Raw genomic sequence first — 19,270 nt, 5'->3', positions numbered from 1 at the left:
ATAGCATAAATCAGGAGCAAACGCTTACGATTCTTTAATTTCATAAATTACAGGATGGCTGCAAGAACAAAGCTGATCGCTGACAGCGGATCTACAAAGACGGAATGGGCCCTGCTGGGAGACCACGAGCCCGGGATCTATCATACGCAGGGCGTGAGCCCGTATTTTCAGACGGCGGAACAGATCCGGCAGATCATGGAGGTGGAGTTGATCCCCCAGCTGCCGGCGGGCACCGCGATAGACGAGGTCTATTTTTATGGTACCGGTCTAGCCCAGCAGAAAAATACGCAGCTGGTGACCGACTGCCTGAAGGCTGTCTGGCCTTCTGCCGTGGTAGATGTGAACCATGACCTGATGGGAGCCGCCCGCGCGCTCTGCGGCCGTACGCCGGGCATTGCCAGTATCCTGGGCACCGGCTCCAATTCCTGCTATTTCGATGGCACCGGCATCGTCAAAAACAATCCGGGCCTGGGGTATATCCTGGGCGACGAGGGCAGCGGCGCCTACCTCGGCAGAAAAGTACTGCAGTACTACCTGTACAACACCTTCGATGAAGAACTGATGGCCCGTTTCGACCAGAAGTACAATACCAATAAAGACGAGATCCTCGAAAACGTGTACCGTAAGCCGCTGGCGAACCGTTACCTGTCAACATATTCCACGTTCCTCTCTGAAAACAGGGGGCACTTCCTGATTGAAAATATCCTGGAAGATGGCCTGAATGACTTTTTCTTCAACCATCTGTACAAATACCGGGAGAGCTGGACCACCGCGCTGCACTTTACCGGCGGCATCGCCTGGCATTTCCAGGATATCCTGAAAGAGTTGTGTGAACTGTATGAACTGCCGCTCGGCAAGATTCTGCGCACGCCTATGGAAGGGCTCATTGAATATCACCATCGTTAATTAATTCTACAACAGAACATATATGGCATTTGTAAAAGTAACTGAACAGACTTCAAATTATCGTCACCTCGAGAAGATGAGCCTGACGGAATTATTGACCAACATCAATAACGAAGACCGGTCAGTTCCCGTGGCCGTGGAAAAATCCATCCCACAGATTGAAAAACTTGTAGCCGCGATCGCAGACAAAATGCTGGCAGGCGGACGTTTGTTTTATATCGGCGCCGGTACCAGCGGCCGCCTCGGCATCGTGGATGCCTCCGAATGCCCGCCTACTTTCGGCGTACCGCAGGGACTGGTCATTGGCCTGATCGCCGGTGGCGACGCCGCCATCCGCAAAGCCGTGGAGTTTGCCGAAGACGACCGGGAACAGGGATGGAAAGACTTACAGGAATTCAATATCACCGATAAAGACGTCGTGGTAGGCATCGCTGCCAGCGGTACTACCCCCTATGTGATCGGTGCGCTCGATAAATGCCGCAGCAACGGTATCATTACCGGCAGCATCAGCTGTAACCCCGATTCGCCCGTGTCCGCCGCCGCCGATTTCCCGGTGGAAGTAGTGGTAGGACCGGAGTTTGTGACCGGCAGCACCCGCATGAAAAGCGGTACCGCACAGAAACTGGTGCTCAATATGGTGTCTACCGCGGTGATGATCCAGCTGGGAAGAGTAGAAGATAATAAAATGGTAAACATGCAGCTGAGCAACGAGAAATTAGTGGACAGAGGCGTGAAAATGCTGATGGAGAAACTGTCTATCACCGATTACGAACAGGCACAGCAGCTGCTGCTGAAGGCCGGCAGCGTGAAAAAGGCGGTGGACGATTTTGCCAAAGCCTGATTTAATCTGACATTTGTAGCCGGAAACTAAGCATGCATACAATCGAACCATATTATAACTGGAGGCACCTGTACGCCGCTGAGGAAGACGAACTCTCGCCCTTCTACGGGAGAGAATACAGTGAATTTGAATTCTCCAACACGGTCTACAATTACTATGTTCACCCGCAGTGGGACGACTTCGGGTCTCGCAACCTGTACCTGAAAATCCTCTTCGCCGACTACCAGTACAACTTCGCTATCATAGAACTGCTGGGAGAATGGAACGATGCGATCGACAACGACATCATGACCCTCAAACGGGAAATCATCGATGTGCTCATCGCCGAAGGGATCTACAAGTTTATCCTTATCGCCGAAAATGTGATGAATTTCCACTCTTCCGACGACTGTTACTATGAAGAATGGTGGGATGATATCAAAGATGAAGGCGGATGGATCGTCGCCCTTAATATGCCTGAACAAACCAGGCAGGAGTTTGAAAAAGCGCGCCTGCACCACTATGTCCACCTGCTGGATGACGACAAATGGCGAACATATCAACCACTGCATTTGTATAATATGATAGACAACATCATGCTAAAACGTTTGGAATAATTTATATTATATTTTCAGTACAAAATGAAAGATAATTTGCATAAAAGAATTGATTTTAAATTATTTATGCATTATTAATTGTCATTACATATTTGAAAACCTGATAAATATCATTTGGTTTTTATTTTTCCTGCGCTAAATTTGCCCGACATTTCAATCAACTTTTTATACAAGGAAGCTTAGAATTTTACTTATGAAGTGGTCACAGTTTTTTAATACATCTATCGGTAAGAAGTTATTGGTAGGTGCTACCGGTTTGTTTCTTTGCAGTTTTGTTATTGTGCATCTGGCGGGCAACTTCCAGCTGCTGTATAACGACGAAGGCAAGGCATTTAACGCATATGCCCAGTTCATGGGGCATAACGGCCTGATTCAGTTCATCGCCTGGGGCCTTAAAGTAGTGATCATTATCCACGCACTGATCGCGCTGAAGCTCACTTTTTCCAACAGGGCTGCCCGTCCGGTGAAATACGCCATCAACCCGGGTAACCAGACATCTTCCTGGTTCAGCCGTCAGATGGCGATCATGGGAAGCATCCTCCTTATCTTTATTGTGATCCACCTGGCCAATTTCTGGGGCAAGTTCCACTACACTGAAATGCCTACCCGTACTTACGAAGGCATCAGCGAACCACTGAAAGATCTCTATGCGCTGAGCTATGAAACCTTCCAGAACGTATGGCTGGTACTCCTCTATGTAGTGGGCATGATCGGCCTCTCTTTCCACCTGATCCACGGTTTTAAGAGCGCCTTCCAGACTTTCGGTCTGAATCACAAAAAATACAACGGTTTGATCAATTTCGTGGGCGTATGGATCTTCGGTATCCTGATCCCTATTGGCTTTGCCCTGATCCCGATTGTTATCTATTTAAAAAAATAATTCTGAAAAGTAAGGATATATGTTGAACGCAAAAATTCCAGCCGGCCCATTAAATTCCAAATGGGAAGACTATAAAGGACATTGTAAACTGGTAAACCCTGCCAACAAGCGCAGCCTCGAAGTGATCGTGATTGGTACTGGTTTGGCCGGCGCTTCAGCAGCGGCTTCATTAGGTGAGTTGGGGTATAAGGTTAAAGCATTCTGCTTTCAGGATAGTCCGCGCCGCGCGCATAGTATTGCTGCCCAGGGTGGTATCAATGCGGCCAAGAACTACCAGAACGACGGTGACTCCGTTTACCGCCTGTTCTATGATACAGTAAAAGGTGGCGACTACCGCGCCCGCGAAGCCAACGTGCATCGCCTGGCGGAGGTGAGTGGCAACATTATAGATCAATGCGTGGCACAGGGTGTTCCCTTTGCCCGTGAATACGGCGGCCTGCTGAGCAACCGCTCTTTCGGCGGTACACAGGTACAACGTACTTTCTACGCTGCCGGTCAGACCGGCCAGCAGCTCCTGCTCGGCGCTTACTCCGCACTGGAACGCCAGGTGGCATTGGGTAACGTGAAAATGTACTCCCGCCACGAAATGCTGGACATCGTAAAAATCGACGGCAAAGCACGCGGTATCATCGCCCGCGACCTGATCACCGGTGAACTGGAACGCCATTTCGGCCATGCGGTACTGATCTGCAGCGGCGGCTACGGCAACGTGTTCTTCCTGTCCACCAATGCAATGGGTTCTAACGTAACGGCTGCCTGGAAAGCCACTAAAAACGGCGCTTACTTCGCCAACCCCTGCTTTACACAGATCCACCCTACCTGTATCCCGGTTTCCGGCGACCACCAGTCCAAACTGACCCTCATGTCAGAATCACTGCGTAACGACGGCCGTATCTGGGTGCCCAAAAAACAAAACGATACCCGCAAAGCCAGCGATATCCCGGAAGACGAAAGAGACTACTACCTGGAAAGAAGATACCCAGCCTTCGGTAACCTCGTTCCCCGCGACGTGGCCTCCCGCGCTGCCAAAGAAAGATGCGACGCCGGCTATGGCGTGGGTACCTCCAAACAGGCGGTATACCTCGACTTCGCCGCGGCCATCGAACGTTACGGTAACATCGAAGCCGGTAAACGCCAGCTCAACAATCTCCCTAAAACAGAGATCATTAAACTGGGTAAAGAAGTAGTAGCAGAAAAATATGGTAACCTGTTCGATATGTACGCTAAAATCACCGGCGAAAACCCATACGAACAACCCATGCGTATCTATCCTGCCGTACACTATACCATGGGCGGCCTGTGGGTAGACTACGAACTGCAGACCACCGTTCCCGGTCTGTACTCCCTCGGTGAAGCCAACTTCTCCGACCACGGCGCTAACCGCCTCGGCGCTTCCGCTCTGATGCAGGGCCTGGCAGACGGTTACTTCGTGATCCCTTACACACTCGGTAACTACCTGGCAGACGAAATCCGCACCAAAGCCATCCCGGTAGACCACCCGGCCTTCACAGAAGCCGAAAACAGGGTGAAAGAAACGATCTCCAAACTGATGGGCATCAAAGGAACCAAGTCTGTAGACCACTTCCATAAAAAGCTCGGTAAGATCATGTGGGACAAGTGCGGTATGGCACGTAACGAAAAAGGTCTGAAAGAAGCGATTGAAGAAATCAAAGCGCTGCGCGCCGAATTCTGGAAAGACGTTCGCGTACCGGGCAGTGAAAAAGAATTCAACCCCGAACTGGAAAAAGCCGGCCGTGTGGCTGACTTCCTGGAACTGGGTGAACTGATGTGCATCGACGCACTGGAACGCCGCGAATCATGCGGCGGCCACTTCCGCGAAGAGTCCCAGACTCCGGACGGCGAAGCACAACGTGACGACGCTAACTTCAGCTACGTAGCAGCATGGGAATACAAAGGCCCCGGTCAGTTCGAACTGCACAAGGAACCATTGGAATTCGTTGAATGTAAACCTACGCAACGTAGCTATAAATAAGGGTATTGGCCCATTGCTTTACAAAGGGCCGGGATTGTAAAATAAAATAATTGTCCAGCGAATATGGAACATTATAACATGAACCTCACCTTAAAGGTGTGGAAACAACAAAATACAAACGCTCAGGGTAGATTTGAAACATATTCCGTAAAAGATATCTCTTCTGAAATGTCTTTCCTCGAAATGTTTGACGTATTGAACGAGCAACTGATCAACGAAGGAAAAGAACCGATCGCATTCGACCATGACTGCCGTGAAGGTATCTGTGGTATGTGCTCCATGCACATCAACGGCCGGGCACACGGTCCCTGGGCCGGCACCACTACCTGCCAGCTGCACATGCGCGCTTTCAAAGACGGCGATACCATCACGGTAGAACCGTGGAGAGCAGGCGCTTTCCCTGTACTGAAAGACCTCACCGTTGACAGACGCGCATTTGACCGTATCATCGAAGCGGGTGGTTATATCTCTGTAAACACCGGCAACGCACAGGACGCCAACTGCCTCCCTGTTGATAAACACAAAGCAGACCTGGCTTTCGCGGCTGCTGCCTGTATCGGTTGCGGCGCCTGCGTAGCAGCATGTAAGAACTCTTCTGCCATGCTCTTCGTATCCGCCAAAGTATCCCAGCTGGCATTGCTGCCACAGGGAGATCCTGAGCGCCATACCCGTGCCCTCAACATGGTAGCCCAGATGGATAAGGAAGGTTTCGGTAGCTGTACCAACACCGGTGCCTGCGAAGCAGAATGCCCGAAAGAAATCTCCCTCACCAATATCGCCCGCCTGAACAGAGAGTTCATCGGCGCCGGCTTCGGTTCTGAGAAATAGTCTTGACTATATAATGCAAAAACGGCGCAGGTATCATACCTGCGCCGTTTTTTTATGCCTGCACGATCTTCTATTTAATCCTCCCGGCAATATCACGCCAGTCGTACAGGTGGAATGTCTTATCCGTACTCATCACCACAAAAATACCCTGCGGATATTTCGGGCCCAGGTTCACATTCACCACATCGGACCCGTCACTGTTAATAGCAGCTACCGGTATCTTCGCCAGTAATACCGGCTGCGCGGCCTCCCGGCGGTAAATATTAAAACTGTTGGCCTCCTGGTCAGATACGAGGATATAACCCGTACTGTCCCCCGTTTTATAAATACTGATGCCTTCATTGTCGGCCTTGAAATCGCCGCTGCCAAACAACGCCAGCTCCTGGTCGCCACGCGCAGGATCTGCATAGTAACGGCGAACGCCCGTTTGCTCGTCGGAATAATACACATACCCCAGCTCATTGTCCACCGCTACGCTCTCTATTTCCTTTTTGCCGCTGTAAGCGCCAAATTTACGTACAACCGTTCCCGTTACTTGTCCTTTGCCGTTGCCGGTCAACTGGTATTGCCACAGGTAACCCTGCGCCGGGCCGGATTTGCGGCTGACGATGGCGAAAATAGCCTTGTCTGCCGGGCGGGTATACAGGCTGATGCCCATAGGGCCGCGCTCTTCTTCGCCGGCAAATACTTCCAGCCCGCCATTGTCGACAGGCTCCATATCGGGCAACCGGTAGATGCGCAGTTTATTGGTTTCGCGCTCCGTCGTCACGGCAATGTCCACCGGCTGGTTGTTCAGCAGCAGGCCATAGGCGATATCCACGTTGTTAGGGCGTTTCAGGCCACCTATTTTCTTCACGATCTGACCATCCAGATTGTACACATACAACGCGCCGTCGGTATTTTTATCGGTGCCGATGATAAGGCTTTTGCTGCTGTCTGCCCTATTGATCCAGATAGCCGGGTCATCGCTGTCGTATTGGGTGGCCGGCGTAACTGCCACCGGCTTTACCGCATCGGCAGCCGCCGGGGGAATGGACTTGTGTTGTTTATTGTTGCAGGCAGTGAAGCCGGCAATGATGCCGGCCACCGCTACGATTCTTCTATATCTCATATAAAATCCCAAAATCAAAAAATTCCGAAATCCGTAAATCCAATAACCAAATAAAAAAATAACCAAATAACCCAATTAGTGCTGGTTTCCGCTGCCATCCTGCTGATAGGCGCCTATGTCTTTGCCGGGACGTGTTACATCGGCAGCAGCTTCGGTCTTGATGGTGGTGGCGTTCATCGGGGCAAACTGGCTGTTGCCTTTGCCTACGGCCGGTGAAGCGGGCTTCACGCGGAAGTTGGAGGCGCCTTGCTGCAATAATGCTAATGGCTGTTGTTTCCAGCTCACCGGCGGCGCCTTCACGGTACCTCCTAAGGTAGTGTAATCAAACTGATCTACATCATAAGCATAGAAAACAGGGTTGTTTTGTTTGATTTCTCCATGAATGTCAGTAGGTGTGAAAACAGCAACTCCGTCGGTAGCGTAGAACTGGTTAACCAGCGTAGGGGCGTTGCCGTAAAACAGGTTGTTGCCGTACGTAAGGTTGGCCAGGTCCGCGCCGGTGCCGGCGCCGCCGACTACGCGCAGGCTTACGCGGCAGTTGATGAAGAGATTGTTGAATGCTTTTCCTTTGGCGAACGCTTCGAAGTTGATACCACCGCCGCGGCCTTCTTTGGTTTGGCGGAAGCCGCAGTTGATCATGGTGTTGTTGTAGATATACACGTTGGCCTGCGTGGTCTTGTCACCGGAGTTGGATACTTTGAAAGCGTTGGTAGCAGTGCCGATAGCAACATTATAAGCCACATCGCCGATGGTGCCTGATTTCATGTTCAGCGCTTCGCCGCCTTTTTCACCGCACATCTCAAACGTGTTGCGCAGGATGCTGATACGGCCGCCATCCGTACGGATAGCATCGTCTTTGCTGCCCCTGATCCAGCAGTCTTCCAGGATGAAGTTTTTGTCTACATTGGCGAAATAGATCATGTACCGCGGATCACCGGCTTTATACACATCATTACCGATAGCCACCGGGCCGCCGGCAAATTCAACATGGGTCCATTTCAGGATAAGGTCGCCGCCTTGTTTGTCTTTGGCGTGCGTACACTGGATACCACCCCAGATACCTTTGAAAGCGTTGTCGCTGGTACGCAGGTTTTCTGAGACGGTGATGTAGTTAGGCGCTTCTTTGGTACCGAGACTGATAAAGCTGCCGTTGACGGTGATCTGCGGGCTTTTCAGCTGGCTGCTGCCGTCGCCGAGAGCGATGAGTTTAACACCGCTTTGCATGAAGAGGGTATCGCCATCGTTGATGGTGATATCGGTAGCGAAATAGTATGTTTTGCCGGCTAACAGCGTGCCCTGGATACTGCCGGATAAAGTATCGGAAGTAATAGGTTTGCTGGGGGTGATGACCGGTTTGGAGATCGTCACCTCCGCCTCTTTATGGCAGGAGGTGAAGAGGGCGCCGGTGGCTGCGGCAAGTATATAGTGATGTAATTTCATGTTCGTAAGATTTTAGAGTTTGAAGCGGAGGCCCAGCAGGTAGGTCTGGCCGTAGGTGTTTTTGCGAACGAATAAATTTTTGCCCACCACCTGTTCCGGTACACCGGCAGCGGACTTTTCCGTGTTGGGGCTCTTGATGAACAGCTCATACGGTGTGTTCAGCAGGTTGCCCACTTTAGCGTATGCGTACAGTTTTTTCCAGACTCTTTTCTCTGTGGAAAAATCCAGCTGCACGAAACCTTTCTGCCAGATATCGTTGTTATAAAACTGGGAAACGATGTCGATACGTTCGCCGGTATATACCATCGCCAGCTGTGCATCGAAGCCTGCATGAGCGTCCTTGTACAGCAGGGAGAGGTTGCCGATATGTTTGGACTGCCCTTGTAAAGGACGTTCCTGGTTAACGGTTTTCTGGGTGATGTTACCGTTGTCTTCCCGGTACCACTGCATTTTGTTGCTGGTGATAGAAGAGTTGGTGTAGGTATAGTTCAGGCGTATGCCGAATTTACGGATATACTTGGCGGCTTCCAGCTCAAAACCATAGTTGGTGGCAGTACCGAAGTTGCCGCTCATGAGGTTGATGCTGCGGCCGTTTTGTACGAGTGCCGATTCAATCGGGTCTTTGATCCGTTTGTAGAAAATGCCTGCCAGCAGTTCATCCAGCGCTTTCGGGAAGTACTCGTAACGCAGGTCGAAGTTATTGGAGGTGGCTCTTTTCAGGAAAGGGTTACCCACTTCGTCATAGTCCTGGTCAGGATCTCCGCCGCGGTGAGGAATAGTTTCATAAAAACCGGGGCGGCTGATGGCAGAGTAGTAGGAGAGACGGATGTTCCGCTTGCTGTCCGGCATATATTTGAAGTGGATGCCTGGCAGCACGTCCACGTATTTAATGGTCCCTGTTTTACCTTCCACGGTAGATGGTACGGCAGATTCCCAGAGCGCTTTGGTATGCTCTACTCTCACGCCGGCGAGGGTTTGCAGGCGGCCGATCTGGAATTTCACCTGGCCGTAATAGGCGCCCACGTTTTCGGTAAAATCATAGTTCAACGCATCGTCAGGCGCGCCTAACCTGTTAAACAGGGAGAGTTTATGCGCGTCGATATCGCCATTGAAGTGTTGTGTAGTGGAGTCCGGACGGAGAACGTATTTGTCGTAGTAGCTATGACGCTGTTTGTTGCGGTACATGCCGCCTACGGAGATCTCCGTTTTGATACCGCCGATTTTAGGGGTATAAACGAAATTGAGATAACCGCTTTTGTCCTGGTCTGAGTTGCGGGTCCATTCGTGGGTAACGCCGCCCAGCGCATCCAGCAGCACAGGTTCCTGTTTAAGTGTATTGTCTTTCTGCGGTGTGACGCCGGTGCTTACATGCAGTTCGGTGCGGTCAGGTACGTTGGCGGTGGCTTTGGAATACGCGGCCGACCAGTTCATATGCAGGTGGTCCGCCAGTTTGTGGTGGCCCTGTAAGGTGAAGTTGCTGATTTGCTGCACGCTGCGCTCACTGCGATAGTTGTTGCTTACCCTGCCGGAACCCGGTATCGTGCGGCCCAGTTCAAGGCTGGTGTCTGAACTGAAACGGAACAGGTTCTGGCCGAGGTTCATATAAGCGGCGTATAAGGACAGCTGCTGGTCGTCGTTGAACTGGTAATCCACTTTGGCGTGCATGCCTGCCCGTTGCTGCTGGATGGAATACTGCCTGTTTTTAGCCGCGGTGAAAGCTGGTTCGTTGTTGTTTTTATCTACTTCTGTCTGCAGGTACAGGGATTGATTGGAACGGTAAGTATTCTGATAGCTGATGCCTGCGATGGCGCCCAGTTTCCCGTTTTTGCTGCGGCCGCCGGCGCTGATGCCAAACACGCTGGCTACCGGGGCTTTGCCGGTATTGAGATGCAGCGGGTTGTTGGTGAAATCGCTGAGACTGGCTTCGAAGTTATTGCCGTTGCGAAGACGCGGGGAGGTTTTGGTGGAGCCGCTGCTGCTGAAACGGGTGAAGTCGTTGTCGAACAGCGTTTGTGCGTAACCGATAGCTGCATTGGCATTCAGCATAAAATGTTTCGGTGCGTCTTTCATTACCATGTTGGTGGCGCCGCCGATGGCATCGCCTTCCATATTGGGGGTAATGGCTTTGTATACCTCGAGGCGGTCTATCAGGTCGGCCGGGAAGATATCGAGGGGAACGTACCTGTTTTTGTTGTCCGGGCTGGGGATTTTGATACCGTTGATCAGGGTGTACTGGTATCTTTTATCCATACCGCGGATGATAGCGTACTGGCCGTCGCCGTTGTTGCTGCGTTCCAGGGATACGCCGGAGATACGTTGCATAACGTTGGCGATGGTGATGTCGGGGGATACCTGTATAGCGGCGGCTGATACGGCGTTCAGCACCATATCCGCTTTCTGCACCGTTTTCAGGGCGCTTTTTTCGCTGCCTTTGTCTCCTTTGCCGGTGACGGTCAGTGTTTTCAGCGCTACGTCTTTGGATTCCATTTCGATGTTCAGGGTGCTTACCTGTCCTTCGCAACGGATTTTCTTTTCCACTTCATGATGCCCGAGGTCCTTCACTTTGATTTCATAGTCACCCGCAGGTACGTTGCGGAAAACGAAACTGCCGTCCAGGCCGGTGGTGCCGCTGACGGTATAATGTTCATTTTTCAGCTTTACCGCTGCCCCTGTCAGCGGTTGCCCTGTTTGTTTGTCGGTTACGGTCCCTTTCACGCCGGTGGTTGTTTGCGCCAGAGCGCAAAATCCCGACATGATAAAGAGGAGCAGTGGTAAAAATATCTTCATACAGACTGGTTTTGTCGGGGGCGAAATAACCGTTCTTCCAGCACTGTAGCACCATAGAGGCCGTTAAGTCTTTATGAAGGAATTATGAAGTTTGTATTAAGTTTCCGCAAACACGCTGAAGCGTTTTAGCAGGCCATCAAAATATCTTATTGACCGCTCATAATTCGGATCTATGATTGCTGATATTTTTTATTATCATAGAGCTTCTTTTGAAATCTTATTAAAATCCTATTGCTATATGTCAGACCAATCCCGTAGGAAGTTTATCAAACACATTGGCAGCACTGCGGCGCTGCTGGGCATCGGCCAGCTGGCGGCCCTTGGCCGGGAAAACGGACCGGTGACCCTCCTGCAACCGGAACAGCCATTTTCCGCTAACGACAAGATCCGCCTGGCCTGCGTAGGCATGGGCATCATGGGCTTTGGCGACGTGGATACGGCCATCAAGGTACCAGGCGTGGAATTCGTGGCGGCAGCCGACCTGTACACCGGCCACCTGGACCGTGTAAAAGAGGTCTACGGCTCCAACATATTCACCACCCGCGACTACCGCGAACTGCTGCAACGCAAAGACATCGACGCCATTATCGTGGCTACGCCCGACCACTGGCACGACACCATCTCCATCGCCGCCATGGAAGCAGGTAAAGCAGTCTATTGCGAGAAACCCATGGTACAGCAGGTGGAAGAAGGGCATAAAGTGATTGCCACCCAGCAGCGTACCAAAGCCGTGTTCCAGGTAGGCAGCCAGCGGGTGAGCAGCATCGCCCTGGCGGAGGCGCGTAAACGTTACCAGGCCGGTGAAATCGGTCAGCTGAACGTGGTGGAAGCACGGATGGACCGCCACAGCGCACTCGGCGCCTGGCAGTACTCCATTCCTACAGACGCTTCTCCCGCCACGGTGGACTTTGACACCTTCCTGAAGGATACCGCTAAAGTGCCTTTCGACGCCAAACGTTTTTTCCGCTGGCGCAACTACCAGGCATATGGCACCGGCATCCCCGGCGACCTTTTCGTACACCTGATCTCCGGCCTGCACTTTATCACCGGTTCACTCGGTCCTACCAGCATCTACGCCAGCGGCAGCCTGTCGCAATGGAAAGACGGCCGCGACGTGCCGGACGTAGTGGTCGCGATTTTCGACTACCCTGAAACCAAAGAACATCCGGCCTTCCAGATGACCCTCCGCGTGAACTTTGCCGACGGCAGCGGCGGCGGTGAATACACCCGCCTGATCGGCACCGACGGCGTGATGGAAATTGGATGGAACGACTTTAAAATCAAAAAACATAAACTGCCCGAAGCACCCGGCTATGGCGGTTGGGATACCTTCCGCACTTTCTCTGAAAAACAACAGGCGGAGTTTGTGAAAGACTATAACGCCCATTACGGCGGCAATAAGGGCAAAGCAGTGGAAACGACCAGCAACTATGCTGCGCCCTCAGGATATGACGACCGCCTGGACCACTTCAAAAATTTCTTTGAATCCATGCGTACAGGCAAGACCGTAGTGGAAGACGCCACCTTCGGCCTGCGCGCCGCCGGACCGGCCCTGGTAACGAACCAGAGCTACTTCAGCAAAAAAATGCTCCGCTGGGACCCGGTCAAAATGCGCGTAATAGCTTAGTCAGCATCAGGGGCAAAAACATGTTCAGTATACGGGCGTCATGGCAATCTTTCCATGGCGCTTTTTTATGCGGAAAATATCGGCCGCAATTGCTTAAATTGAGTAAAACCTGTTTTACATGAAGAAGGTAAGTTTACTTGTACTCGCAGGAATAGTGTTAATGTCTTGTCAAGAAAAGAAAAAAAATATGAACAATCAGGAGAACTTCCAGCCACCAGTTGCGGAAAAGATACCGAAAGAACTAACGATACATGGTGACACCAGGATCGACAACTACTACTGGATGAACAACCGGGAAGATCCCAAAGTACTGTCTTGGCTAACCGCCGAAAATGCCTACCTCGACTCTGTAATGGCCCCCGAAAAGGAACTGCGGACCAAACTGTTTGAAGAGATGAAAGGCCGCATCAAGGAAACGGATATGAGCGTGCCCTATCTCAAAAACGGGTATTACTACTACTCCCGTTTTGAAAAAGGAAAAGAGTATCCCATCTACTGCCGTAAAAAAGGCAGCCTCGAGGCGGAAGAGGAAATCATCCTCAATGTCAACGACCTCGCCGTGGGACATACCTACTGCGCCGTAACAGGACTGAGCGTCAGCCCCGATACCAAACTGCTGGCCTACGGCATCGATACGGTTAGCCGTCGCCGTTATACCATCCACGTAAAGAACCTGGAAACAGGAGAAGTCTTTGCCGACGCCATCACCGAAACAACCGGCGGTTCCTGCTGGGCCAACGATAACAAAACATTCTTCTACAGTCGCAAGGATACCGTTACCCTAAGGGCCGACCGTATCATGAAACACGTACTGGGCAACAACGCGGACAAAGAAGTATACCACGAGAAAGACGAAACGTTCAGCCTCAGTTTACAGAAAACAAAATCCGGTAAATACATCATTATCCACAGCGGCAGCACTCTTTCGTCCGAAAGCCGCGTGCTCGACGCCTCCAAACCCGATGGTGCTTTCACCGTGTTTCAGCCGCGCACCAAAGACATGTTGTACGACATCGATCATAAAGACGATAAGTTTTACATCATCACCAACTGGAACGCACTGAACTTCCGGCTGATGGAAACGCCACTGGACAAGACCGGCCGAGATCACTGGAAAGAAGTCATTCCGCACCGCAGCGACGTGCTGTTGTCCGGCATGGACGTGTTCAAGGACTACATGGTGCTGGAAGAGAGAAAAAACGGTCTTACCCAGATCCGTGTGATCAACGATAAAACACACCAGGACAAATACCTCACTTTCGCAGAACCGGCATACGACGCCTACCTGGGCAACAACCCGGAAATGGACAGCAAAGAGCTGCGCTACCACTATACTTCCATGATCACGCCCAATTCCGTGTATGACTACAACATGGAAACCGGCAAGCAGGAACTGAAGCGCCAGCAGGAAGTACTGGGCGGCTACGATCCGAAAAACTATACCACCGAAAGGCTGATGGCCACCGCTACAGACGGTACCAAAGTGCCCATTTCCATAGTCTATAAAAAAGATTTCCACAAAAACGGGAAAGCGCCATTGTTGCTCTACGGATACGGTTCCTACGGCAACAGCATCGATGCCGGCTTCAGCTCCAACAGGATCAGCCTGCTGGACCGTGGCTTTGCTTTCGCAATAGCGCACGTACGTGGCGGGCAGGAGATGGGACGCCAGTGGTATGAAGATGGCAAGATGTTCAAGAAGAAAAACACGTTTACCGACTTCATCGACTGCGCCGATTTTCTCGTAAAACAAAACTACACCAACCCGGGCCAGTTATACGCTATGGGCGGCAGCGCCGGTGGCCTGCTGATGGGCGCGGTAATAAATATGCGGCCCGAGCTGTTCCACGGCGTAGTGGCAGCGGTGCCGTTCGTGGATGTGGTGACGACCATGCTGGATGAAAGCATTCCGCTCACCACCGGCGAATTCGATGAATGGGGCAATCCTAAGAACAAAGATTCCTATGAGTACATGAAATCGTATTCACCGTACGATAACGTGACTGCCAAAGACTATCCCAATATGCTGGTCACTACCGGTCTGCACGATTCGCAGGTACAATACTGGGAGCCTGCCAAATGGGTGGCCAAACTGCGGGAACTGAAAACAGACCACAATATGCTGTTACTGCATACGAATATGGAAGCCGGCCACGGCGGCGCTTCCGGGCGGTTTGAAGCGTTGAAGGAAGTAGCGCTGGAATACGCGTTTTTCCTGAAGCTGGCGAAGTAGTCACGCAAAGGCGCTAAGTTGTTGAACTTTTTTTTAAGATAAATTTAAGAACGCAAAGAGACCCGAAGATTACGTTTTGCTGATCATGTTCTAAACTGGATTTGGTTGTTATCGACCAGTTTAACCATTATAAAATGTGATCAATAAAATGCGATCTTCGGGTCTCTTTGCGTTCTTAAATTTATCTTAAAAAAAAGTTCAACAACTTAGCGCCTTTGCGTGAGAAAAAGACTACACCAGTATCTTCTCCGACTCTACCGCCTTGCCAAAGAATATCTCCGCCATCACGTCAAAGATGCCCGGATCGTCCGTGGTAAAGAACCTGCGCTGGCCGCTGCGGCCCAGGCGGGATTCCATTTCCGGATGACGCTTCAGGTAGTCTTTAAGGCTGTGCGCCACTATTTTCCCTTGTGACAGTACGGTGATGCCACCCGGAAGGTGCTGCCGTATTTTCTTCATCAGCAGGGGGTAGTGGGTGCATCCCAGCACCAGCGTGTCTATGTTGGACGACTGGGACAGGATCTTGTCCAGGTACTCTTTCACGAAATAATCGGCGCCGGCGCTTTCGTGTTCGTTATTTTCCACCAGCGGCACCCACATGGGGCAGGCCAGCTGGTACGTTTGTACTTCCGGGAAGAACTTTTTGATTTCTATCGGATACGATTCTGAAGCTACGGTCCCTTTGGTGGCCAGGATGCCCACCTCACCGGTTTGAGTGAGGGTTCCTACCATTTCGGTGGTGGGGCGTATCACGCCCAGCACGCGCCTGTCGGGGGCTATCCGGGGCAGGTCTTTCTGCTGTATGGTGCGCAGCGCTTTGGCGGAGGCGGTGTTACAGGCCAGGATGACCAGCGGGCAGCCCATATCGAACAGCTGCTGTACGCATTGCAGCGTATAGGCGTGAATGGTGTCAAAGCCGCGGTTGCCATAGGGCGCGCGGGCGTTGTCGCCGAGATAGATGTAGTCGTATTGCGGCAGTTCCGCGATGATTTCTTTCAGCACGGTAAGGCCGCCATAGCCGGAGTCGAAAACGCCGATAGGGCCCATGACGGTATGGTTTATTGGTTAATGTCTTTCTGCATCATGCCGGAGCCGGTCAGATCGTAGATCTTCTGGATCTCGTGCAGTACGCCTTCAAAATCGATCTGCAGGTCTGTCAGCTGACCGTTTTTGAGATCGTACACCCAGCCGTGTACCGTGGGGAAACCTTTGGCCAGGTAGGATTTCTGTACTGCCGCTGTTTTGATGACGTTGATGGCTTGTTCCTGCACATTCAGTTCCACGAGGCGGTTGTAGCGGTCGTGCTCATCCGGGATAGCATTGAGCTCATCCATATGCAGGCGGTATACATCGCGGATGTTACGCAGCCAGGGGTTGAGGATGCCAAGGTCTTTGGGCTGCATGGCGGCTTTAACGCCTCCGCAGTTGTAGTGCCCGCAGACAACGATGTGCTTCACCTCGAGGTGTACCACGGCATAGTTGATGACTGCCATCACGTTCAGGTCGGTGTTGGGCACCACGTTGGCGATGTTGCGGTGTACAAATACTTCACCGGCTCCCAGCCCCATGATTTCATTGGTAGGCACCCGGCTGTCACTGCAACCGATATAAAGGTACTCAGGCGTCTGGGTGTCCGCCATCTTTTCAAAGAACTCCGCATCGGTGGCCAGCTTGGACGATATCCACCGGCGGTTGTTTTCAAATACCTGGTTATAACTTGTCATTGCCGTAATATTTTGGACTAAAGATACGCACAGAATGATTAAACGAACACAAACCCTTAAAAATCAATCATTAAATATTGATTTTGATATAGATCTGTTAACTTGGAATCCAGTTATAGTATTCGTACCTTTGCAGCTTCAAAATTTACATAGCCAGCATGATCAGTGTTAAAAACGTAACGCTCTCTTTTGGAAAGAGAGTATTGTTTGACGAAGTAAACCTCAATTTCACGAAAGGGAACTGTTATGGTGTGATTGGGGCTAATGGAGCGGGTAAATCTACCTTCCTGAAGATATTGTCCGGCGAAATAGAGCCGAACAAAGGCACCGTGGAAATCACTCCCGGCGAGCGCATGAGCGTACTGAAACAGAACCACTTCGAGTTTGACGAGGTTACGGTACTGAATGCAGTATTGATGGGCAACAAGAAGCTGTGGGAAATCGCCAAGGAAAAGGATGCTATCTACGCCAAAGAAGATTTTTCTGAGGAAGACGGTATGCGTGCCGGTGAACTGGAAGCTGAATACGGCGAAATGGGCGGTTATACGGCAGAAAGCGATGCTGGTGTACTGCTGGGCGACCTCGGCGTTAAAGAAGAGTTCCACAGCGTGCTCATGAAAGATATCCCCGGTAGCCTGAAAGTAAGGGTGCTGCTGGCCCAGGCCTTGTTCGGCAACCCCGACATCCTGCTGCTGGATGAGCCCACGAACGACCTGGACGTGGAAACCATCGGATGGCTGGAAAACTTCCTGGCCGACTACGAAAATATCGTGATCGTAGTATCCCACGACCGTCACTTCCTCGATGCCGTATGTACGCATGTGGCCGACGTAGACCGTGCCAAAATCCAGATATTCTCCGGTAACTACTCCTTCTGGTACGAGTCATCCCAGCTGATGGCCCGCCAGATCGCTGATAAGAACAAGAAAATGGAAGATAAGCGGAAAGACCTCATGGACTTTATCGCCCGCTTTAGCGCGAACGCTTCCAAAAGTAAACAGGCCACTTCCCGTAAGAAAGCCCTCGAAAAACTGGTTATCGAAGATATTCAGCCTTCCAACCGGAAATACCCCGGCATTATCTTCAAACAACAGCGTGAGGTAGGTAACCAGATCCTGAATGTGGAAAAACTGGAAAAAGCGGTAGATGGCCGTAAACTCTTTACGGATGTGACTTTCTCCGTGAATAAAAACGATAAGATCGCTTTCCTGTCTAAAGACCACCTGGCGCTGACTACTTTCTTCCAGATCATCGCCGGCGAAGTGGAAGCAGACAGTGGTAAGCTGGAATGGGGCACTACCGTTACCAACGCTTATCTGCCCAACGATAACTCCGCTTATTTCACCAAAGAATCTTCGCTGAACCTGCTGGACTGGCTGCGTCAGTACGTGCCTGCGCATGTGACCGATGTGGATGAGCCTTTCCTGCGCGGCTTCCTGGGTAAAATGCTGTTTGCCGGCGACGAGATCATGAAGAAAACTTCCGTACTCAGCGGTGGTGAAAAAGTGCGTTGCATGGTGAGCCGTATGATGCTGCAGGACCCGAACGTGGTGATCCTCGATGAACCGACCAACCACCTGGACCTGGAATCTATCCAGTCTTTCAACGAAAGCATGATCAACTACAAAGGCATCGTGCTGTTTACCACACATGACCATACGTTCATGCAGTCCGTAGCTAACCGTATCATCGAACTGACGCCTAAAGGCATCATCGACCGTATGATGACCTTCGACGAGTACCTGGCCGATGATCGTGTGAAAACACTGCGCGAAGAGATGTACAGCAACGCCGTTTTTGCATAAAATCATCAATAAAGCATAAAAGCGAAGACCTGAGCATTCCGCTCAGGTCTTTGCTTTTTAGTTGGAATAGTAGTCAGTAAGCAAGGACTAAAGGTATTCTTCTATTACCTTCATTTTATTCTTGTCCAGTGGCTTGGTAATATACGCCATCAGTTCAGGGGTATGTTGTACTTTCTGCATGTCACGTACGTCCACGGAAGAGGAGCACATGATAATAGGAATATTGTTTTTGAGTGATGATTTCAGCCCGCGGTATGCCTCTATAAAATCCCATCCGTTCATCCGCTGCATGTTCATGTCCAGGATGATGAGAGAAGGGAGTGTGGGTTGTGGATTACTGGACAGCTGCTCCAGCGCTTCTTCCGCGCACAGGAAGGAATTAATGACAAGATTATCGTCCTGTTGCACCAACATCTTTTTGATAATGAAGTGAAAAATTTCATCATCATCTACAACGTACACTATTTTGTTCATGTCTTCCATGCTTATGGTTTAATTC

The 19,270-nt window shown here is 51.1% G+C and carries 15 protein-coding genes; 9 read left to right on the top strand and 6 right to left on the bottom strand.

The features are described 5' to 3' along the window. Positions 1 to 54 precede the first annotated feature (54 nt). From HF324_RS27770 to HF324_RS27745, 6 genes are all read left to right on the top strand, one after another. On the top strand, positions 55 to 906 hold the full coding sequence (locus tag HF324_RS27770; RefSeq protein WP_168806389.1) for a BadF/BadG/BcrA/BcrD ATPase family protein: 852 nt from the start codon (positions 55 to 57) through the stop codon (positions 904 to 906). 22 nt (positions 907 to 928) lie between these two features. Beyond that, a complete protein-coding gene (gene murQ, locus HF324_RS27765; protein ID WP_168806387.1) occupies positions 929 to 1,747 on the top strand; it encodes an N-acetylmuramic acid 6-phosphate etherase in 819 nt (272 codons plus the stop codon). 32 nt (positions 1,748 to 1,779) lie between these two features. Next, on the top strand, positions 1,780 to 2,343 hold the full coding sequence (locus tag HF324_RS27760) for a hypothetical protein (protein ID WP_168806385.1): 564 nt from the start codon (positions 1,780 to 1,782) through the stop codon (positions 2,341 to 2,343). Between the two features lie 193 nt (positions 2,344 to 2,536). After that, complete coding sequence (locus HF324_RS27755; RefSeq protein WP_168806383.1) at positions 2,537 to 3,223, top strand: succinate dehydrogenase cytochrome b subunit; 687 nt, start codon at positions 2,537 to 2,539, stop codon at positions 3,221 to 3,223. A gap of 19 nt (positions 3,224 to 3,242) precedes the next feature. After that, entirely contained in the window at positions 3,243 to 5,216 is a 1,974-nt protein-coding gene (locus HF324_RS27750) for a fumarate reductase/succinate dehydrogenase flavoprotein subunit (RefSeq protein WP_168806381.1), read from the top strand. 63 nt (positions 5,217 to 5,279) lie between these two features. Next, positions 5,280 to 6,044, top strand: coding sequence for a succinate dehydrogenase/fumarate reductase iron-sulfur subunit (locus HF324_RS27745; protein WP_168806379.1), 765 nt, complete (start codon positions 5,280 to 5,282; stop codon positions 6,042 to 6,044). Positions 6,045 to 6,114: 70 nt separating this feature from the next. Here the strand turns inward: HF324_RS27745 and HF324_RS27740 are convergent, their stop codons facing one another. The 3 genes from HF324_RS27740 to HF324_RS27730 all read right to left on the bottom strand — a co-directional run bounded on the left by HF324_RS27740 (position 6,115) and on the right by HF324_RS27730 (position 11,382). Continuing rightward, positions 6,115 to 7,155 carry a phytase gene (locus HF324_RS27740; RefSeq protein ID WP_168861373.1) on the bottom strand — a complete coding sequence of 347 codons (1,041 nt, stop codon included), beginning with the start codon at positions 7,153 to 7,155 and terminating at the stop codon, positions 6,115 to 6,117. A 75-nt stretch (positions 7,156 to 7,230) separates the two neighbouring features. Next, positions 7,231 to 8,595 carry a hypothetical protein gene (locus HF324_RS27735; RefSeq protein ID WP_168806375.1) on the bottom strand — a complete coding sequence of 455 codons (1,365 nt, stop codon included), beginning with the start codon at positions 8,593 to 8,595 and terminating at the stop codon, positions 7,231 to 7,233. Positions 8,596 to 8,607: 12 nt separating this feature from the next. After that, complete coding sequence (locus HF324_RS27730) at positions 8,608 to 11,382, bottom strand: TonB-dependent receptor domain-containing protein (RefSeq protein WP_168861372.1); 2,775 nt, start codon at positions 11,380 to 11,382, stop codon at positions 8,608 to 8,610. A gap of 238 nt (positions 11,383 to 11,620) precedes the next feature. Here HF324_RS27730 and HF324_RS27725 point away from each other — a divergent pair, with 238 nt between their 5' ends. Next, positions 11,621 to 13,009, top strand: a complete 1,389-nt coding sequence (locus HF324_RS27725) for a Gfo/Idh/MocA family protein (RefSeq protein WP_168806371.1) — start codon at positions 11,621 to 11,623, stop codon at positions 13,007 to 13,009. 187 nt (positions 13,010 to 13,196) lie between these two features. Then, on the top strand, positions 13,197 to 15,242 hold the full coding sequence (locus HF324_RS27720; protein ID WP_246269305.1) for a S9 family peptidase: 2,046 nt from the start codon (positions 13,197 to 13,199) through the stop codon (positions 15,240 to 15,242). 231 nt (positions 15,243 to 15,473) lie between these two features. Here HF324_RS27720 and murI read toward each other — a convergent pair whose 3' ends face one another. Next, on the bottom strand, positions 15,474 to 16,289 hold the full coding sequence (murI, locus tag HF324_RS27715) for a glutamate racemase (protein WP_168806367.1): 816 nt from the start codon (positions 16,287 to 16,289) through the stop codon (positions 15,474 to 15,476). 11 nt (positions 16,290 to 16,300) lie between these two features. Further along, positions 16,301 to 16,966 carry a carbonic anhydrase gene (locus HF324_RS27710; protein WP_168806365.1) on the bottom strand — a complete coding sequence of 222 codons (666 nt, stop codon included), beginning with the start codon at positions 16,964 to 16,966 and terminating at the stop codon, positions 16,301 to 16,303. Positions 16,967 to 17,124: 158 nt separating this feature from the next. Between HF324_RS27710 and HF324_RS27705 the strand changes: the two genes are divergently transcribed. Then, entirely contained in the window at positions 17,125 to 18,771 is a 1,647-nt protein-coding gene (locus HF324_RS27705; RefSeq protein ID WP_168806363.1) for an ABC-F family ATP-binding cassette domain-containing protein, read from the top strand. Between the two features lie 87 nt (positions 18,772 to 18,858). Here HF324_RS27705 and HF324_RS27700 read toward each other — a convergent pair whose 3' ends face one another. Then, complete coding sequence (locus HF324_RS27700; protein WP_168806354.1) at positions 18,859 to 19,254, bottom strand: response regulator; 396 nt, start codon at positions 19,252 to 19,254, stop codon at positions 18,859 to 18,861. Between the last annotated feature and the right edge of the window lie 16 nt (positions 19,255 to 19,270).

The sequence above is a fragment of the Chitinophaga oryzae genome (assembly GCF_012516375.2).
Lineage (GTDB): Bacteria > Bacteroidota > Bacteroidia > Chitinophagales > Chitinophagaceae > Chitinophaga > Chitinophaga oryzae.
The sequence above is the reverse complement of the archived record's forward strand: the minus strand, read 5'-3'. Positions and strand labels throughout refer to the sequence as shown.